Raw genomic sequence first — 18,987 nt, 5'->3', positions numbered from 1 at the left:
TACAAAAATATGATTAAATCTATAGAATACATAAAAATGATATTGTAAAATAAAAATATATGGTTGACAAAAAAAATAATTATTATATAATAATTAAACATAATTTAACGGGATGTAGCGCAATTGGTTAGCGTACCTGCTTTGGGAGCAGGGGGTTGTGAGTTCGAGTCTCACCATCCCGAATGCGCTAGTAGCTCAATTGGATAGAGCAACTGCCTTCTAAGCAGTAGGTTACAGGTTCGATTCCTGTCTGGCGCGTATTAAGCCGCTGTCATCGGCTTTTATTATATGATAAAAAATAATAACTCTTTTTAATGTTTAAATGGCGAATGTAGCTCAGTTGGTTAGAGCGCCAGATTGTGGATCTGGATGTCGCGGGTTCAAGTCCCGTCTTTCGCCCATAATAATATTTATTTCTTAATTAGATAATTTATTTTCAAGAACATTCATCACAAAACTTATATTTTAGTATTTATATAAATCAAATATTCAAAGTTTTTATTTATTTTCAAAGAGTTTAATAAATATTGTACTATTGATTTTTATTAAAAGTAATGCATATTATTACCGATTAATATAATTAAAAAATTTTTATATAGGGGATTGTAAAAAATGAAGAAAATAAAACAGATATCATTAATTATTGTTTTAATATTAGCTGCTAATATTAAAGTATTTGCCGCAAGCGGTTTTGAATTTGCCCTAAATGTGCCTTTAGGAGTATCTTTCGGAATACCTTCAAACTTTGAACCATCTCTTAATGTTTTAGGAACAAAAAGTGCACTTGGCGGAAGACCAGGATTTGATGCAGGTGTTCAATTTCAAATAGGCTATATGTTTGATTTCGGCAATTTTGGATTAAGTCTTTTAGGAGATTTAGGATACAGCTATGACAGCTATAGATTTTCAGATTATTTAGATTTATCAGGAACAATTACAGTTAAGTATGAAAGAATTCAAAGTATGTATATGCATAATTTTCAAATAGGTATTCTTCCTAAATTCAATTTTGGAAACTTTGCTTGGGCTATAGGAGGCGGTATAAAAATTCCTATGGCTGGAACTATTGAAAATCATATTGAAGATAATATAAGCGGAAATACTACATTAAAATCAGATTATAAATCTTCTTACTTTGAATTGCCTATTATAGGTTATGTAAAAATGACATTTGATCATTCCTTCTTTTTTAATGATCATTTGGCATTTATATTGGGGGCATATATTGGTTTTGATATAGGACCTGTTATTAAAGAGGAGTACACATCTTTTAAAGATGCCTCTGTAAGCAGTTTAGATTTAGGAATTGAGTTAGGATTAAAATTCGGACCTAGACAGGGATATTAATATTTTATTTTTTATTAAATAAAAAGTCTGCTGATTTTTATATCGGCGGACTTTTATTTTTAGGATATTATTTACAAAAAATATCATTATAATTTTAATGTTGTAATAAATAAGTTAATTAGGAGGTAAAAAATTTTTTATTGCTTTGTTGATTTTTAATTGAAAGTAATGTAGATTATTATTAGTTAATATAATGAAAATTTGTAATGGAGATTATAAAATATGAAGAAAATAAAAAAGCTATCATTAATTATTGTTTTGATATTAGCAGCTAATATCAAAGTATTTGCAGCAAGCGGTTTTGAAGCAGCATTAAGTGTACCTTTAGGAGCATCTTTTGGTATTTTTGATGGAGAAATGACCACTTACGGCAGTTCCCCTGCAATCAACTCGGAAGTGGGATTTAATTCAGGAGTAAAAGTACAATTAGGTTATATGTTTGATTTTGGAGGATTTGGATTAAGTCTTTTAGGAGAATTAGGATACAGTTATGACAGTTATAGAATTTCATTATCCTACTCTTTTACACCTTTTAATGGAGTAACTACTAGTATTAAATCATATTCCAGCACATATCTGCATAATTTTCAGATAGGAGTACTTCCTAAATTCAATTTTGGAGATTTTGCTTTGGGTATAGGAGGAGGTGTTAAAATTCCTATGGCTGGAACAGAAGAAAATAAAATTGAAACTACTACAGGTTATAGTACTTCAACATCTACTTCTAAATTAAAATATTCATCTTCTGATTATAAATCAAATGTTATAGGATATATTAAAGCTACATTTGATTACTCTTTCTTCTTTGCTGATAATATGGCTTTTGTTTTGGGTGCTTATATGGGATATGATATCACTCCTTCTTTCAAAGGCACAGATAATAGATTAGATAGTTTTTATATAGGAGCTGAATTAGGATTCAAATTCGGTCCTAGAGTTGGATATTAATATTTGATTTTTTTATTAAATAAAAGGTCTGCTGATTTTTATGTCGGCAGACTTTTATTTTTAAACTATTATGAAGAAAGTACTATTTATTATTATTATTATAAACTTTAATTTATTGGCAGAAAGTGGTTTTGAAGCTATATTGAATATACCTTTAGGTGCATCTTTGGGAATATTTAATGGCGAGATAGAATCAATAGGAAGCGATCCGCAAATAAATATGGAAGCAGCATTTGATGCCGCAATAACAGTACAGCTTGGATATATGTTTGCTTTTGGAAAATTTGCAATAAGCGTTTTAACAGAATTAGGATATAGTTATGACAATTTTAAATATTCATTATATCACAGTGTTTCAGCATTAGGAGCAAAAGAAGAATACAATATATATAATAATCTGTACCTGCATAGCTTACAAATCGGACTTATTCCCAAGTTGAATTTTGATGCTTTTTCTTTAGGATTAGGCGGCGGAATTAAAATACCATTTTCAGGAGCTAGTGAAAGTAAAACTATAAAAACTATAAATATATTCGGAACTACTTCAACAACAGAAGATTATTTGAAAAAAGATTATAAATCTTCTGATTATTTATCGTCTATTATAGGGTATATTAAATTTACATTTGATTATTCTTTCTTTTTGACAGAGAAAACAGCATTAAATTTAGGATCATATTTAGAATATGATATAGGCATGCCATATAAAACAGAAAATTCAAAAGGAAATTATAGAACTGATAGTTTTGATATAGGAATTCAGCTTGCTCTTAGATTCTCTCCTATACTATAATTTTTTACATAACTTGATATTTTTCACATATTAACATAATATATAACAACTAAAAATATCATAGTTAATATATTAAATTAGTAAATTACTTTGATCCTATATTAAAACTGTATATATTAGTGTAAATAGAAATCGTAAACTATAGTTCGTAATTGCCGATAATTATTATAGTAAATAATATTAAGAGCGTCTGTGGCTCAATTGGATAGAGCAGCGGATTTCGGTTCCGCCGGTTGGGGGTTCGATTCCTCTCAGACGCGAATATAAATTGATTATTTGAATAAATATGTTAAAATATATGTAATAGTAAAAAGGTTTTTTACAAGAAATGAAAGAAAAAACTATAAGAAAACTCAATTTAGTTATATTAATACTATTTCCAATATTACTTTTAGTATTTTCTATTACATATAACATATACAGCATAGGAACTGAAAGCAGAATAAGGAGGGAACTTGAGAATTTTACTAATTCCCTTTCGCTAAGAATGGAAAGTAAATATATGGACATGATGACTTTATACTTCAAAGAAGAATTAAATAATTATGCCATAGCAAATGAATTTACAAATTTAGTTAAAGAACAGGTAAGATTAGGAATAACTCCGCATTTTAATTCACTTAAATTTTCTATAGATTATACAATTAAAAATAATGTAAAAACAACTACTTATGCTTTATTATTTATATCAGTGATTATGTTTATATTCACTCTGGTAATTAATTTTACAAATAATAGTATAAGTAATGCTTCATATTCAAATAATAATAATACAAACGAAAATGCTAAGGATAATCAAAATCAATCTTCTAATCCTATAGCGAATATGATTGATTCATCTTCAAGCGATGCTATAAGGGTTGAAATAGAAGAAATGTATAAAAGATTAGTAAAAGAAATTAAAAATTCAAGAGATGATAAAGCATTAGAAATTATAGAGGAAATGTTTCAATTAGATGATAGGAATTATTTGGCTTTAAATGGGGCAGGTGTTTTGTATACTAAGATGTTCGGAAGGGAAAATAAAGATGAGTATTTCAAAAAAGCTAATGAATACTTTCAATATGCTTTATCTTTATATGCTAATAGTGAAATTATTTCAAATAATAGAGCTATATTATATTCTATAAGATATGAACTTAAAAAATCAGAAGAAGATTATGAAACTGCTTTAATTATGCTTAATGATGCTCTGTCATCTAATCATTTAGATGTGGAGCTTCTTAATAACAGAGCAACATTATATTCAGTAAAGTATAAAATAAGCGGCGATGAAAATATATTTACAAGGTCTATAAATGATTTTAATGAACTTATAAAAATAGATTACAACAATATATATGCTCTTAATAATAGAAGTGCTTTATATTTCACTAAATATAAGAATTCAGGTGATAAAAAATATTTTGACAAATCTATAGAAGACTGCAATACAGCCTTTAAAATCAATTCAGCTGAAGCTCCCTATGATAATAGGGGATCTTTATATATATATAAATATTAATTATTTAAATTTATTTCTTTTTTTGAAAGTCCGAGTCTGTTTTTCCTATATTCTTTTTCTAGATTATCAATATTTAAATTATTATTTCTTAGGCTCAAATAATCTGTTCTGTAAATACTGCTGATATTATTTTCTTTATTTACTATAAAATAATTGTAAAGTATAGTACCGTCTATACTCATAAGTGATGAATCATGTGTGGAAAGTATAAGCTGAGAGGTATCTGGTGCTATATCTTTAATACTATCAAAAAAATTATCGCCGAATAAATTTATAATAAACTCCAATAATTCTGATTGAATGCCGTTAAATTCATCAACTATTGATAATGTGCCGTTGATTAAAGAAACTAATATGTAAATCAAATTAATAGCATAAACTTTACTTCCTTCAGATTCTACTTCATCAAAATCATTTGTATAACTATCATGTTTAGTTACAAGCCTTTTATTATCTATAATAAAAGAAAATTCATTTCGAGATACAGCATTTTCTATACTCAAATCATCTATATCAATTAAGGAAAGAAGTTTTTTATATATATCCCAAATATTATATTTATTAAAATACTCAAAAGCCTCTACTATGGCATAAGATGAAAAATCTGCCTCATTAGTAAATGGAAATAAAAAACATAAATTTTTAAATAATGATAGATAATAATTTACTTCTTCTCTATACTCATCTATTTTTTCGTCATTTATAAAACTTAAAAATGTATTTGTATCAGGAATATATTTATTATAATGAAATATGCCTTCTTTTATAGAATTTAATTCTCTTTTAAATATTATAGTATCATTATTTTTCGCCAATTTTTCTGAATATATTTTTTTATTTTGATTATCCAATACTAATTCATATAAATATAATATGCATTCATCATTTGAATAAAACTCCAAACAGAATCGGCTTTTATCGTTTTTTCCATAAATCATATTCGGATCTAAAAGTTTTTTTATACTGTCATCGCTTGAAGTTATATATCCATTATTAGAATAAAGAATATATTTTAAAGCATTAATTAAATTACTTTTACCTGAACCATTATATCCGTATAAAAGGCATAATTTTGATATATATTCATTGTTATTTATTTTTTTTAGAAATCGGCATTCATTTTCTTTAGCTGCATCATGGTATACTGTAAAATCTAAAACAGCTTCATCATAAAATGATCTGTAATTTGAAATTGTAATTTTTTTAAGCATATTATTTTATTTTTTATATCTATTTTCTATAATATATAAAAACAAAACAGTGTTAAATATGTAAAGATTTTAAATCTTAAAAAAAAAACTTGGGCGGGTGCTTTTATATCTTTTAACATTATAAGAAAATTAAATACTAAAATTACAAAATATAGCAGAAAGAATAGAGGGCGGGGTATGTAATAAAGTTTTAAGTATAAAAAAAATTTGATTTTTTGTTTGTTTATTTATATTATTACTATATGGATAATAATAATATAGATTATAAAAATGCTTCAAGATGGCGTTTAATACTTGGAAGTTTTGCTGAAGATAATATAGAGCTTGAAAGCGAATATTCTGAAATTGACAATGCATTAGGTTTTTTGTATGACAGAGAATACAGCAGAGAAGCAGGGTATGCCGATTTTGAAAGTAAAGAGAATAGAGGCGGTAAAGGAAAAAGTGCTTTAACTGTTCCTTCTTGGGTTGCAAAGGTAAAAAGACTATTTCCTAAAAAAACTGTTGAAATCATGCAGGCCCATGCATTAGAGAAATATAACCTTACAGAGATGATTACTGATGAGGATATTTTAAAAGAGATGGAGCCTAATATGGAGCTTTTAAAAAATATTCTCACATTCAAAGATATGATGAACGGCAGTGTTAAAAAACTTGCCTATGATATAGTAAGAAAGGTGGTTGATGATATAAAAAAGAAAATGGAAAGTGATATAAAAAAAGTTTTCTATGGAAAAAAACTTCCTAACTCTACAACACAAAATAAAATATTCAAAAATCTTGATATAAAAAAAACAATAAGAAATAATTTAAAAAACTATAACATAGAAGATAAAACTATTTTTGTAGATAAATTATATTTCAATCAAAACATAAAAAAATATAATCCTTGGCATATTATAATATTAATAGATGAAAGCGGTTCTATGCTTGATTCTGTAATATATTCTTCAATAATGGCATCTATATTCTCAAATCTTCCATATTTATCAATAAAACTGATAATATTCGACACTTCAATAGTTGATCTAAGCGGAAGTGTAAAAGATCCAATAGATGTATTATTTAAAGTACAGTTAGGAGGGGGAACTGATATTGTTATGGCTTTGGAATATGCTAAAAAGATTACAACTGCACCTGACAAAACTATAGTACTTCTCATAAGCGATTTGTATGACAGCAATGATTATAAGTATATGTATAAAAGTGCTAGGGATATAATAGAATCAAGGTCTAAACTTTTCGTGCTTCCTGCTTTGGACTATAATGCGGATGCAAGTTATGATAAAGAGGCTGCTAAACAGTTTGCCAAAATAGGAGCTAAAGTTGCAGCTATAACACCTGATGAGCTTTCTAAATGGATAAGCACTGTAATATCATAAAAAATTATTTATTTGCATAATTATAATAAGTATATAAAATTATTTTTCTAGTTATATCATTATTCTTAAACTTTATCTTTAATAAAAATTAAATTTTATACTAAGTCTTATATGTATTTAATCATAGCATATTATAAATTATAATTAAATGATACAAATATTTTAAAAACAAATTTTATTTTTAAAAAAATATATTTTCATATTGCTTTTTTTTTTTTTTTTTTACAATACTACTAGTTAATAAAACTTTTTTCTCTTTGCTGAACCAAGAAATTGGTTCAGCATCCCATTGATGCTTATACTCAGAAATGAGTAATAGTATAAAAAATATTTATAGGAGATAACTTTATGGTACAAAAAGTTAGCAAAAAAATAAAGTTCCTAATAGCTGTAACAGGTTCTTTATTAATAACATCAGTTACAGCATTTGGTATGTACGGTGCAGACGGTAATGACTGGATTAATTTCCTTACTCATGGCAATCAATTCAGAGCTAGAATGGAGCAGTTGGGTTTTACATTAGGAAATGGCACAATTAAAGGTACATTAGGTGTCAAAGCTGACGGAGGATGGATGGGAAGCATTCTTACAGGAGATGACAAAGATATACAATTAAATGCTACAGTATCAGCTGGTATAGGATACACTTCTGATATGTTAGGTATTGGTCTAGGATATAACTTTACATATATAGATAAATATTTACAGGTACATACTCCTACATTGGTATTTAATACTTTAAATAATAATTTGAGATTAGCAATACCTATACAAGTTGCTGTAACAGATAATGCTTATGGATTTGGTAAGGGTAATACAAAATTTACAGGTATAGGTTTTAATCAGATAGAATTAAGATATTATACAGGAATAGATGCATTTAATTTTATAAGATTAGACTTCTCTTATAAAAATGGTACTTGGGAACAGACTTCTTTAGGTAAAGGCAGTATTGAAACTTTCGGCATGCAGTTGAGATTATACTTCTTAAATACTCAAGTAGGTAATGTAACAGTTAATCCTTATATCAGAATAGATTACCATCAAGTATTAAAAGGAGATTATACTTTATCTCAAAATGGTTTCTCTCGTGATTATTTGACAATAGGAGATATGTATAAGAATGAAGGACTTTATGCTTTAGGAGAAAATGAAACTCAGTCAGATATATACGATGTTAGTCCTTTCTATTTGTCAATTAAACCTGTATTATCTTTGGCAGCAAGCAGTGATGTAGTATCTGTTTATTTTGAACCGGCTATAGGTTATGCAGTAACTTCAGAAAAAAGAAAAGACGTAGCACAGCAGACAAGCCATGCATTGACTTGGGCTGCTTATGGAGAACTTTATATAACTCCTGTTAAAGACTTAGAATGGTACTTTGAGTTAGATGTTAATGGCAATGTTAATGGAAGCACTACAGTTGCTAATGTTAATCTTCCTCCAGTATTATTTGAAACTACTACAGGTATAACTTGGTACTTACCTTCATTAGATGGAAATACAGCTCAATAAATAATTATAATATTTGCTTATTCTAAAATAATTAAAATAAACACAATATTTATTTAATGCGGTTTATAAAATATAAATAAAAAATCTTGGCGGGTTAATTAATCATATCCCGCCGTTTTATATTTTAATTAAAAAATTATAATTAATTTTTCAATTTTTAAATCATAGAAATATAATAATTTTTTTAACTTAATTACATACCCCGCCCTTTAGATTTTATGACTTCTTTTACACATAATAGATTTATTTATATTTAAAGCTTAATACATAAAAGCATACCCGCCCAAAAGTTATTTAAATTTAAAATCAATTAAACGCACGGTTAATAATTTTATACTAATCATTTAATTTGTAATATAAAATATTTTTGTATTTTTAAATTTACTCAACGTGCGTATAGATTTGTTTATATAAAGTATTATTAATAATAAATAAAATCAATAATATAAAAAAGATGCAGAATAATTAATCCTGCACCTTTTATGATTTTATATTATAATATTTTTTATTTGCTTTTCTTGTATTTTTTTTTAACTTCTTTTTTATTATTTAGTTTATTCAACTTAAACATAAAATCAAATACCTCTCTGACATCTTTAACAGGGTGGAAAGTAAGTCCCTTTTTAACATTCTCAGGAATCTCATCTAAATCCCTAATATTCTCATAAGGTATTATAATATGCTTAATAAATCCAAGTCTTTTTGCTGCTATAGTTTTTTCTTTTAAGCCTCCTATAGGAAGAACTTTTCCATTTAAAGAAAGCTCTCCTGTCATGGCAGTATCATTTCTTATAACCTTGTTCATAGAAAGAGAAAGCAAAGCAGTAGCCATAGTTATGCCTGCAGAAGGTCCGTCTTTAGGAGTAGCCCCTTCAGGAATATGTAAGTGAATCATAGCATCATTAAAATAGTTTTCAGGAACACCATAATCTTTAGCAACGCTTTTTACATAACTATATGCTATCTCTACACTCTCACTCATAACATCGCCAAGCTGTCCTGTTACCTGTATGTTTCCGGAATCTTTTTTTTCTGATACCTTTATTGATTCTATTGTAAGAGTTGCACCGCCTAAAGATGTCCAAGCTAAACCTATAGAGTTTCCTGGTTTTAAATCTTTCTCTGTAAAATCTTCTGTGAATATAGGCTTTTTAAGATACTTCTCTAAATCATTTTCATCTATTGTATAATCATAGCTTGTTTTATTATACTCTACAATATAAGCGGCAATTTTTCTGCATATTCTCTCTATTCTTCTTTCAAAATTTCTAACTCCGGCTTCTCTTGCATATCCGTCTATTATTTTACTAATAGCTTTGTTTGTGAATTTAATATATTTTATATCAAGCCCATGAGCTTTTACCTGTCTAGGTATAATGTATTTGGAAGCTATTTTTAATTTTTCTTCCATAATATAGCCTGATAGTCTTATAACCTCCATTCTGTCAAGCAAAGGTCTAGGAATTGTATCGAGAGTGTTTGCTGTGGTTATGAATAGAACATTTGACAAATCAAAAGGTAAATCCAAATAATGATCTCTAAATGATGCATTCTGCTCCGGATCTAAAACTTCAAGCAAAGCACTTGAAGGATCTCCCTGAAAACTAGTTCCTAATTTATCAATTTCATCAAGCATAAGAACAGGATTTTTAACTTTTACTATTTTTAAAGCCTCTATTATTTTACCCGGCATAGCACCTATATAAGTTCTTCTATGTCCTTTTATTTCGGCTTCATCTCTCATACCGCCTAAAGAAAACCTAAAGAAAGGTCTGTTTAATGCTTCAGCAATGCTCTTTCCTATGGAAGTTTTACCTACACCCGGAGGACCTACAAAACATAGTATAGAAGATTTTTTCTCCGGATTTAATTTTCTAACAGCTAGAAATTCATATATTCTCTCTTTAACATCTTCAAGTCCGTAATGATCTCTATCCAATATCTTTTTGCTTTTTGATATATCTTCTCTTTCTTTATTTTCCTTATTCCAAGGCAAAGCAAATAAAGTATCCAAATAATTTTTAGATACAGTATATTCAGGAGAATGCGTATCTATTGTAGAAATCTTTTCTATTTCCTGCTCCATTCTCTCTTTAACTTCATCTATCACATTTAGTTCTTCAAGGGTTTTTTTGTATTTTTCTATATCTCTTTGTTTAGGATCAGTATCATATCCTAATTCTTTTTTAATTTCTTTTAATTGTTCTTTTAAGAAATATTCCCTCTGCTGTTTTTGTACTTTTGAATTGATACTGCCTTGTATTTTCTGCTGTATCTCAGATATCTCTCTTTCTTTCTGAAGAAGAAGATGAACTTTTTCAAGTCTTTCCTGAATATCAAAAGTTTCAAGTATTTCCTGCTGGCTTGCTCTCTCTACATTAAGCATTGAGGTAGCAAAATCAGCTAATCTTCCAGGATCATCAACATTTACCATAGTAAGACGCATTTCTTCAGTGAAAAGAGGATTATTCTCACTTATAGCTTTTATGTCTGAAAGTAAAGCTCTGGTATATGCTTTAATTTCTTTAGCTTCTTTCTCATTTCTGAAAGGATCTATATCAGGTATATAAAGCGGTTCTGCTCTTATAACAGGATCTGTAGTTACAAATTTTATAATCTTATATCTTCGTATGGAGTTTATAAGAAGATTAAGTCCGCCGTCTGGTAAATTTAGTTTTTTAAATACTTTTACTACAACACCAACTTTGTATATCTCATCAACAGAAGGTGTTTTCTTTTCAGACGGTGTATCTGAAATATATAAATTAAGTCCTAAAAATCCGTCATTTTCGGCTATAGCTTTATTTACAGCATCAGCATGATGTGCTGGTATTGGAAACGGAGCATAAAGTCCTGGGAATAAAGGCTTTCCCATTACAGGTATAATTATTAATCTTGAAGGTAATTTATCTTCCACTATTGCAACAGTATTATCCTCTTTTTTATTTCTATAATTATCGCTATTTTTATTATTATCTATATCTTTATTTAATTTGTTTTTATCTTTAACCATTAAAAAACTCCTAATGAATATTGTATAGTATAATATAAAATATACTTATAAGTCAAATAAAATCATATTAAGTATTATATGCAATAAATATACCAATAATAAATATTTTGATTATTTTTTCTCTATTAAATATAAACTAAAATATTTTTTTATACATATAGTATAATTTTCGTATAAGAAATTATAGTTAATATAGGCTTGAGTATATAAATCATATTAAATAAAAGATATATTTTTATAGAAAATGAAAAGTGTTTTATTATACTTGTTTAATAATAAAACACTTCAAATAATAGATTGTATTTAATTTATACTAGCATATAATAATTAAAAAGTTATCTTAATTTAAAGAAATCAATTAATTTATTTAAATTTTGAGCTTCATTTAGAAGCAGCTGAGATGAAGAACTAGCTTCCTCTACTAAGGCAGCATTTTGCTGAACAGAAGAATCCATTTCTTTTATAGCAATATTAATCTGTTCTATTCCATTTTCCTGTTCATGAGATGCGGCATTAACTTTCTGCATCAAATTAGAAACTTTATCCATTCTCTCTGCTATATCATTGAATATATCTTTAGACTCATTAACACTTACGGCAGCCAAATTAATTTTATCATTGCTATCAACTATCAAAGAAGTAATATTTTTAACAGACTCCTGCGTATTTTGTGCCAAGTTTCTAACTTCGCTTGCTACAACAGCAAATCCTCTTCCCTGTTCGCCGGCACGTGCTGCTTCAACAGAGGCATTAAGGGCAAGTATATTAGTTTGAAAAGCAATAGATTCTATTAATTTAGTTATATCCATTATTTTAGAACTAGCCTCATAAACTGCATCCATTTTATTAACACTTTCTTCTATTATCTCTCCTGCTTTGCTTACATAATCTTTCGCTTCAATAACCATATTTGTACTTTCAGATACATCAGAAACTGTATATTTAACATTGGAAGACATTTCATTCATAGTTGATGCTGTCTCTTCTAAGCTGGAAGCCTGTGTTTCTGTTCTGTTTGATAAATCATTATTTCCGGAAAGAACCTCATTAGCGGCACTTTGAACTTGTTCTGACGAGTCTTTAACAGTATTCACAATATTATTCAAATTATCCAATATATTTTTAATTGCCCTTGCTATTTCGCCCCATTCATCTTTAAGTTCCGTAAATCCAGGAGGTGTATTCCAAGATATATCTCCTTTAGATAATTTAGTTAAATCCTGAGCCAGTAATTTAATGATAAATACAACTTTTTTATTAATTATTAAAGGTGTAATAATAAATACTATTACTAATATTACAGCTAAAATTATAATCATCATATTTCTTATATTATTACTGTCTTCAAGTATAATATAATTAGGTACTAGTATTTTCATACCCCAATTCTGACCTGTTTCTAGTTTTATAGGTACGAATATATATGTAGATTTAGTATTTAATGTAGCACTGAACTCTTCAAAGATAACAGTCTGTCCTGATTTTATTTTATCTAATAAATTATAGTCCTGATAATAAGGATATGCATCATAAATATTCTTACCTACATTAGTTTCATTTTCTTTATTATAAAGCAAAGTACCATTATGATCGAATAAAGAAGTGAGAGTATTTTCAAAAGGCTTAATATTATCCATTATAGGAGCTAATGAATCAATAAATATATCTACTCCGGCAACACCTATAATTTCTCCGTTATTCTTTAAAGGTATAGACCAAGTATTCATTTTTACCATTTTACCGCCGACTTCAAAATCATATATAGATGTAATATTAATATTTCCTGTTGTTACAGGTACTGAATAATAATCGCTTTTTAATTCTTCGCTAGTCATACCTCTATCATCAGCAGAATTGTTATTTCTATATACATAATCAGAAAACATGCCGCCTGCTTCTGAATAATTAGGATCATTTGTATAATCAGAATCATTTCCCATTACATTATTTTTAAATATAAGAAACAATGCTCCTGTGTTTTCCGGCAAAGTACTAAAAAAGTCTTTAGTTGTATTTTTATATACTTCTCTGTTTCTTTCACCTGATCTATATAAATTATTTACTGTATATTCAAATGTACTCAAACTATCAAATGCTTCCTGAACAATAGATTCTACTTTAGCAGCTTCTCCTTTTGCACTTTCTTCTAATACTTTATACGAAAGTTTTTTTGTAACATTATTAACAGATAATATATTAAATATACTTGATATAACAAGCATAATCAAAAAAGGAACTAGTATAAACATACTTATTTTAAACTGCAGACTGTTAAAATTAATCATTAAAATATCTCCATATATTAAAAAATTACATGAGATTATACAATAATATGCACTTATACTCAATGATTTTATTAATGCCTAAATTAATAATTAACGCACGGTTAACAAGATTTAAATGCATAACGAAATTTTGATTTAGAATTTATTACATAGTTTTAATTTCTTTCTGCGTGCGGTATATGCACAACAAATTTAAAAATCACTTGGGTGGGTAACAGAAATAACAGATAGGATTAAAAAGAAAAACAATATCAAAGCAACAGTGAATTTAAAAAGCCTAGAGGGTGGGCAATTGTAATTAAATTTTTAAAATTTTTTTCACTTCCCGCCCTTTATGTTTTATGACTTAATTTGTGATTTGAAATTTAGTTATTGTTTAAAGTTCAATTAGACAATATAACCCCCGCCCAAGTTTTTATTATATTTAAAGTTAATTCATCACGCGTTTAGCATTTTGTATATATAAGAATAATACTATAATAATAACTGTTTTTAAATATAATATCATCTCACCGCGTGCTAATAAAATTTGTTATTTAATGCATTTTAATATATAATAGAAAGAATTATGGATAAAGAAAGCATAACAAATGCTGAAGAAAACTCTTATGATAAGCCTAATAACAATATAAGACCTCAAGGCTTTGATGACTTTTTGGGGCAGAAAAATATAAAATCAAAATTGAAAGTCTTTATAAATAGTGCTAAAAAAAGAGAGGTTTCTTTAGATCATATATTATTTTATGGTCCTCCCGGACTTGGAAAAACTACATTAGCCCAAATAATAGCAAATGAAATGGGAAGCAATATAAAAGCTACATCAGCCCCTATAATAGAGCGTCCAGGAGACCTGGCTTCTATACTTACCACTTTGGGAGAAAAAGATATACTATTTATAGATGAGATACATAGACTTAGAACTGTAGTTGAAGAAGTTCTTTATTCAGCTATGGAAGATTTTTTTGTAGACATAAAGGTAGGAGAGGGAACATCTGCTAAAAGTTTCAGAGTCAAATTACCGCATTTTACTTTGATAGGAGCTACGACTAGAAGCGGTTTGCTGAGTACCCCTTTATACGATAGATTTGGAATAGTGGAAAGGCTTGAGTTTTATACTAATGAAGATTTGGCTAATATAGTAAAGAGAAGTTCTGAATTTCTTAATATCAATATTACAGATGAAGCTGCATTGTCTATAGCTTCAAGATCAAGAGGAACTCCGAGAATAGTTAATCGTCTTTTAAGAAGAGTTTTTGACTTTGCTACAGTACATGATGTTTTAAAAATAGACGAGAAGTTTGCCTGTGATTCTCTTGAAAAGTTGGGTATAGATAAAAATGGATTTGAAGCACTTGACAAACTTTATTTAAATACTATCATTAAACATTATAATGGAGGTCCTGTGGGAGTGGATACTTTATCTGTGTCTTTATCCGAGCAGATAGAAACCATAGAAGATGTAATAGAGCCTTATCTTATACAATGCGGATTTATTAAAAGAACGCCAAAAGGCAGAGTAGCTACAAATAAGGCTTATGCTTATTTAAATCTTTCTTCAAAGTATGACGATAATTATAATAACGAAGAAAGAGGATTATTTGATTTTTAAGGAGTTACCTATTTTAATTACAGACGATACTTCAACAAAAGAGAAAAAGTCCAATGCTCAGTTGGATAAATATTATTTGGAAGAAACTTCAAAAGATGTTAAAAATTTAGCAAAAAAATTCGTAGGCAATTTCAAAGATGCTAATAATTCTAATTCCCGCTTTGATATAAACTATAAAAAAAATGTTAAATTAACTCCATCTTCAAGATATAAAGCTCCAAAAACAAAAATAAAATTCAATAGAACCAAAAAAATTCTAAATAATTTATATAATGCTACTTACGGAATAAGACATATATTTAATTCAGTTATAGGAGCCATTGAAAGAAAAGGGAATCATGAAAGAAGCATACTCATATTTTATGATGATGAAGAACATGGAATAAGACTTCCTATTAATAATTTTATGATTTTATTTCTTTTTTTAGTATTCTCTGCTTTAATTTATACAGGTTATGATGCATATAACAGACAAAAAGCAGCTAGAGAATTTTATAATACTCTTTCTGCAAGAGAAGCTAAAACTTATACTTTAATAGAAGATTATAAAAAATCTTTAAATAGATTTTCTAAAGCTTTAATAGATTATAATAATATCATGAAATCTATATCCTATACAATAGATTATAATGATGTCGGTACTTTCAATAATAACAATAATTTAAATAATAATGAATCTTTAAATATTGAAAAGATGCTTAGTGAATTAGACTCTTATCAAAAGAATGTTCTTTCATTTATGGAAGTATCTCCAAAAATACATAAAGAAATTCCTTTAGGCTGGCCTGTTGCAGGAGGCGGAAGAATATCAAGCGGATTCGGAGCTAGATTATCTCCTTTCAATCAGGAAAAAAGTTATCACTATGGTGTTGATATAGCAGGTCCTTATGGAACTCCTATACTTGCTGTTGCTGATGGTACTGTTTCATTTGCAGGCTGGAGAAACGGATACGGATGGTTTGTTCTAATCACACATGCTAATGGATATCAGACTGCTTATGGTCATAATTCTAAACTTCTTGTTGATTATGGACAGAAGGTAAAAAGAGGAGATCGTATAGCTTTAATAGGAAATACCGGAAGAACTACAGGAATACACTGCCATTTCGAGGTTAGGATAGGAGGAGATCATAAGAATCCTATGCCTTATTTGAGTGCCAGATTCTAGTTTATTATTATATATTACTATTCTTCTAATGCTATATGAATGCACATGATTCTAAAAAAAGATATTTAGGAGAGTTTTATACTCCTTTAAATTTTGCTGAAAAATCTTTATCATATCTATTTAGTATAATAGATAAAAAAGAATTTGAAAGCGGAAAATATAGAATATGGGATATGGCATCGGGAACAGGAAATTTAGAATATTATATTGATGAAAAATATCATAAATATATTTATATGTCTACAATAGATGAAAATGATATAGAATATTCTAAAATAAAATTTAAAAATGCCTTCAAGTTTCAATATGATTATTTAAATGATGATATAAATAATGATGATTTTCAATATCATAAACTACCTAAACAACTTCAAGATGATTTAAATAATAAAGAATTAAAATGGATTATATTAATCAATCCGCCTTATGCCACAAGTCAGGTTGCAGGTACAAACTCCAAAAGCAAAAAAAATGTCAGCATAAGCAAGATTAGAGATATGATGCATAAAGAAAAATTGGGCGATGCTTCAAGAGAATTATATGCCCAGTTTATGTTTAGAATACATAAAGAGTTTAAAGATAAAAATAAAGTTTATCTTGCTATATTTTCTAAAACCAACTATATAAAATATAATAACAATGAGAAATTTAGAAATAAGGTATGTAATTATAAATTTTTAAATGGATTTATTTTCTCTTCATCGAATTTTGACAATACTTCAAAAACTACTCCTTTTCCTGTAAGTTTCATAATTTGGGAAATAAATAATAAGCATAATATAAAAACAGAAAATATTATTTTAGATGTTCTTGATAATAACTGCAATATAATAAATAAAAAAAGCTATAATGTGATAGACAGTGATAGTCTTCTTAATAAATGGATAAAGAGAATAAAAACTTCATCAACATTTGTACCGCTTTCATCAGCGATAAAAGTGAAAACCTCAGGACATGATATAAGAGATAAAGTATGCGAAGGCTTTATAGGTTCTCTTATGAGCTGCGGAAGCGATTTGCAAAAACAGAATCTTACGGCTATATTTTCTGCTCCGCAGGCTTCGGCAGGTTCGCTATCAATTACAAAAGAAAATTTTGAAAAGGCTATGATAATACATGCCGTTAGAAGAACTGCTAAAGTAGATTGGCTTAATGGAAGCGATCAATTTTGCATACCTAAAAATGAATTAGATAGAAAATTTATATTGGATTGTGTAGTATGGACTTTATTTTCTACTTCCAATCAAACATCTGCTATGGATAATATATTCTATAAAGAAAAATATTATACCATTATAAATCATTTTTATCCATTTGATTATAAAAAAGTTTACAGCGGATGCAGTTTCTTTGAATATAATAATGAAAGAAGATTTTGTTTTGAATATTTAGAAAATAATAATAAATATATATCTTATGAAGCATTTGATTTGATGAATACTGCTGAAAAACTTTATAAATATTTTTATTCTAATATAGAAAAGGTCAATAAAGAGAAATTTAAAATATCTTTATGGGACAGCGGATTTTGGCAGATAAGAAAATCTCTTAAAGATGTTAAATTAGCTTCTGATATATTAAAAGAAATAAAGATTAAAAGAAACATACTAAAAAACAATATATCAAAAAACACTAATGATTTTATTTTTTAATTTTTAATAACGCATGTTAAATTAAACAAAAAATATAAATTAATTAATAATGCTATTTTTATAATATTTCAAAGTAAGCTAAGTATGCGGTGAATGGACTACAAACTAATCAAAAACTAGGGTGGGCATGCTTTTTTGTGTTTTAAGCTTTAAATATAAATAAAACTAATTATTTGTAAATAAAGCAATAAGGTAAAAAGGGCGGGGGATGTAATTTAAGTTTTTTAATTTATTTACACTTCCCACCCTATATACTTATAGTTTTACTCTGAAATATAATTTTTAATTTTTTTACTATTATATTAGAATTTACAGAAGCCCACCCAAGAATTATTTAAATTTATAGCTTTTATATGAATGAATTTGTGTATGAAATTGAATATATATGACAGTGTATATTTCTATACACTGCCGTAAAATTGGGGTAAAAATTAGTTTGATTTATTATTATGAGATTTTCTCAAAGTTAATTTTATTATATATAAACTATAATAACACAATAAGAAAGTTTAATTAAATATTCATACACACTATACTTATTGATAATAATTATTAATTAT

12 protein-coding genes and 4 tRNA genes are annotated in these 18,987 nt (G+C 27.5%); 13 read left to right on the top strand and 3 right to left on the bottom strand.

What is annotated here, in order from left to right; translation table 11 throughout:
- Window positions 1-108: 108 nt before the first annotated feature.
- From BHAMNSH16_RS06730 to BHAMNSH16_RS06695, 8 genes are all read left to right on the top strand, one after another.
- A tRNA-Pro gene (locus tag BHAMNSH16_RS06730) sits at window positions 109-182 on the top strand.
- A gap of 2 nt (window positions 183-184) precedes the next feature.
- A tRNA-Arg gene (locus BHAMNSH16_RS06725) sits at window positions 185-258 on the top strand.
- Between the two features lie 66 nt (window positions 259-324).
- Window positions 325-400 (top strand) — tRNA-His (locus BHAMNSH16_RS06720).
- 212 nt (window positions 401-612) lie between these two features.
- The gene (locus BHAMNSH16_RS06715) at window positions 613-1,347 is read left to right on the top strand and encodes a hypothetical protein (protein WP_008729949.1); all 735 of its coding nucleotides are present in this window, start codon (window positions 613-615) and stop codon (window positions 1,345-1,347) included.
- A 222-nt stretch (window positions 1,348-1,569) separates the two neighbouring features.
- On the top strand, window positions 1,570-2,295 hold the full coding sequence (locus BHAMNSH16_RS06710) for a hypothetical protein (RefSeq protein ID WP_008729951.1): 726 nt from the start codon (window positions 1,570-1,572) through the stop codon (window positions 2,293-2,295).
- Between the two features lie 70 nt (window positions 2,296-2,365).
- Window positions 2,366-3,088, top strand: a complete 723-nt coding sequence (locus BHAMNSH16_RS06705; protein ID WP_069731973.1) for a hypothetical protein — start codon at window positions 2,366-2,368, stop codon at window positions 3,086-3,088.
- Window positions 3,089-3,274: 186 nt separating this feature from the next.
- Window positions 3,275-3,348 (top strand) — tRNA-Arg (locus tag BHAMNSH16_RS06700).
- Between the two features lie 68 nt (window positions 3,349-3,416).
- Complete coding sequence (locus tag BHAMNSH16_RS06695) at window positions 3,417-4,592, top strand: tetratricopeptide repeat protein (protein WP_083250069.1); 1,176 nt, start codon at window positions 3,417-3,419, stop codon at window positions 4,590-4,592.
- Here the strand turns inward: BHAMNSH16_RS06695 and BHAMNSH16_RS06690 are convergent.
- A complete protein-coding gene (locus tag BHAMNSH16_RS06690; protein ID WP_069731974.1) occupies window positions 4,589-5,803 on the bottom strand; it encodes an AAA family ATPase in 1,215 nt (404 codons plus the stop codon). The two genes, BHAMNSH16_RS06695 and BHAMNSH16_RS06690, sit on opposite strands and share 4 nt — an antisense overlap.
- A 242-nt stretch (window positions 5,804-6,045) precedes the next feature.
- Here BHAMNSH16_RS06690 and BHAMNSH16_RS06685 point away from each other — a divergent pair, with 242 nt between their 5' ends.
- Both BHAMNSH16_RS06685 and BHAMNSH16_RS06680 read left to right on the top strand, forming a co-directional pair.
- Window positions 6,046-7,185, top strand: a complete 1,140-nt coding sequence (locus tag BHAMNSH16_RS06685) for a VWA domain-containing protein (protein WP_008728298.1) — start codon at window positions 6,046-6,048, stop codon at window positions 7,183-7,185.
- Window positions 7,186-7,617: 432 nt separating this feature from the next.
- Entirely contained in the window at window positions 7,618-8,700 is a 1,083-nt protein-coding gene (locus BHAMNSH16_RS06680) for a serpulina hyodysenteriae variable surface protein (RefSeq protein ID WP_008728301.1), read from the top strand.
- 505 nt (window positions 8,701-9,205) lie between these two features.
- On the opposite strand, the gene lon is transcribed toward BHAMNSH16_RS06680, so the two are convergent.
- Window positions 9,206-11,713, bottom strand: a complete 2,508-nt coding sequence (gene lon, locus BHAMNSH16_RS06675) for an endopeptidase La (RefSeq protein WP_008728303.1) — start codon at window positions 11,711-11,713, stop codon at window positions 9,206-9,208.
- Between the two features lie 335 nt (window positions 11,714-12,048).
- Window positions 12,049-13,998 (bottom strand): methyl-accepting chemotaxis protein, encoded by a 1,950-nt coding sequence (locus tag BHAMNSH16_RS06670; RefSeq protein ID WP_008728305.1) that lies wholly within the window; start codon window positions 13,996-13,998, stop codon window positions 12,049-12,051.
- A 568-nt stretch (window positions 13,999-14,566) separates the two neighbouring features.
- Between BHAMNSH16_RS06670 and ruvB the strand changes: the two genes are divergently transcribed.
- Genes ruvB through BHAMNSH16_RS06655 form a run of 3 tightly spaced genes read left to right on the top strand, consistent with a single transcriptional unit; the run spans window position 14,567 to window position 18,427 of the window.
- Entirely contained in the window at window positions 14,567-15,607 is a 1,041-nt protein-coding gene (ruvB, locus tag BHAMNSH16_RS06665; RefSeq protein ID WP_008728307.1) for a Holliday junction branch migration DNA helicase RuvB, read from the top strand.
- A complete protein-coding gene (locus tag BHAMNSH16_RS06660) occupies window positions 15,597-16,775 on the top strand; it encodes a M23 family metallopeptidase (protein ID WP_008728308.1) in 1,179 nt (392 codons plus the stop codon). The genes ruvB and BHAMNSH16_RS06660 overlap by 11 nt, the downstream gene beginning before the upstream one ends.
- 35 nt (window positions 16,776-16,810) lie before the next feature.
- The gene (locus tag BHAMNSH16_RS06655; RefSeq protein ID WP_069731976.1) at window positions 16,811-18,427 is read left to right on the top strand and encodes a hypothetical protein; all 1,617 of its coding nucleotides are present in this window, start codon (window positions 16,811-16,813) and stop codon (window positions 18,425-18,427) included.
- The last annotated feature ends 560 nt before the right edge of the window (window positions 18,428-18,987 follow it).

The organism is Brachyspira hampsonii (assembly GCF_002214805.1).
Lineage (GTDB): Bacteria > Spirochaetota > Brachyspiria > Brachyspirales > Brachyspiraceae > Brachyspira > Brachyspira hampsonii.
Note: the sequence above shows the minus strand (reverse complement) of the source record. Positions and strands in the feature narration are given on the sequence as shown.

Excerpts from the sequence above, each read along its gene's own strand:
- BHAMNSH16_RS06670 (WP_008728305.1), bottom strand. The coding sequence starts at position 13,998 with ATGATTAATTTTAACAGTCTGCAGTTTAAAATAAGTATGTTTATACTA.
- BHAMNSH16_RS06685 (WP_008728298.1), top strand. The coding sequence starts at position 6,046 with ATGGATAATAATAATATAGATTATAAAAATGCTTCAAGATGGCGTTTA.
- BHAMNSH16_RS06710 (WP_008729951.1), top strand. The coding sequence starts at position 1,570 with ATGAAGAAAATAAAAAAGCTATCATTAATTATTGTTTTGATATTAGCA.
- BHAMNSH16_RS06705 (WP_069731973.1), top strand. The coding sequence starts at position 2,366 with ATGAAGAAAGTACTATTTATTATTATTATTATAAACTTTAATTTATTG.
- BHAMNSH16_RS06690 (WP_069731974.1), bottom strand. The coding sequence starts at position 5,803 with ATGCTTAAAAAAATTACAATTTCAAATTACAGATCATTTTATGATGAA.
- BHAMNSH16_RS06695 (WP_083250069.1), top strand. The coding sequence starts at position 3,417 with ATGAAAGAAAAAACTATAAGAAAACTCAATTTAGTTATATTAATACTA.
- BHAMNSH16_RS06655 (WP_069731976.1), top strand. The coding sequence starts at position 16,811 with ATGAATGCACATGATTCTAAAAAAAGATATTTAGGAGAGTTTTATACT.
- BHAMNSH16_RS06715 (WP_008729949.1), top strand. The coding sequence starts at position 613 with ATGAAGAAAATAAAACAGATATCATTAATTATTGTTTTAATATTAGCT.
- BHAMNSH16_RS06680 (WP_008728301.1), top strand. The coding sequence starts at position 7,618 with ATGTACGGTGCAGACGGTAATGACTGGATTAATTTCCTTACTCATGGC.
- ruvB (WP_008728307.1), top strand. The coding sequence starts at position 14,567 with ATGGATAAAGAAAGCATAACAAATGCTGAAGAAAACTCTTATGATAAG.
- lon (WP_008728303.1), bottom strand. The coding sequence starts at position 11,713 with ATGGTTAAAGATAAAAACAAATTAAATAAAGATATAGATAATAATAAA.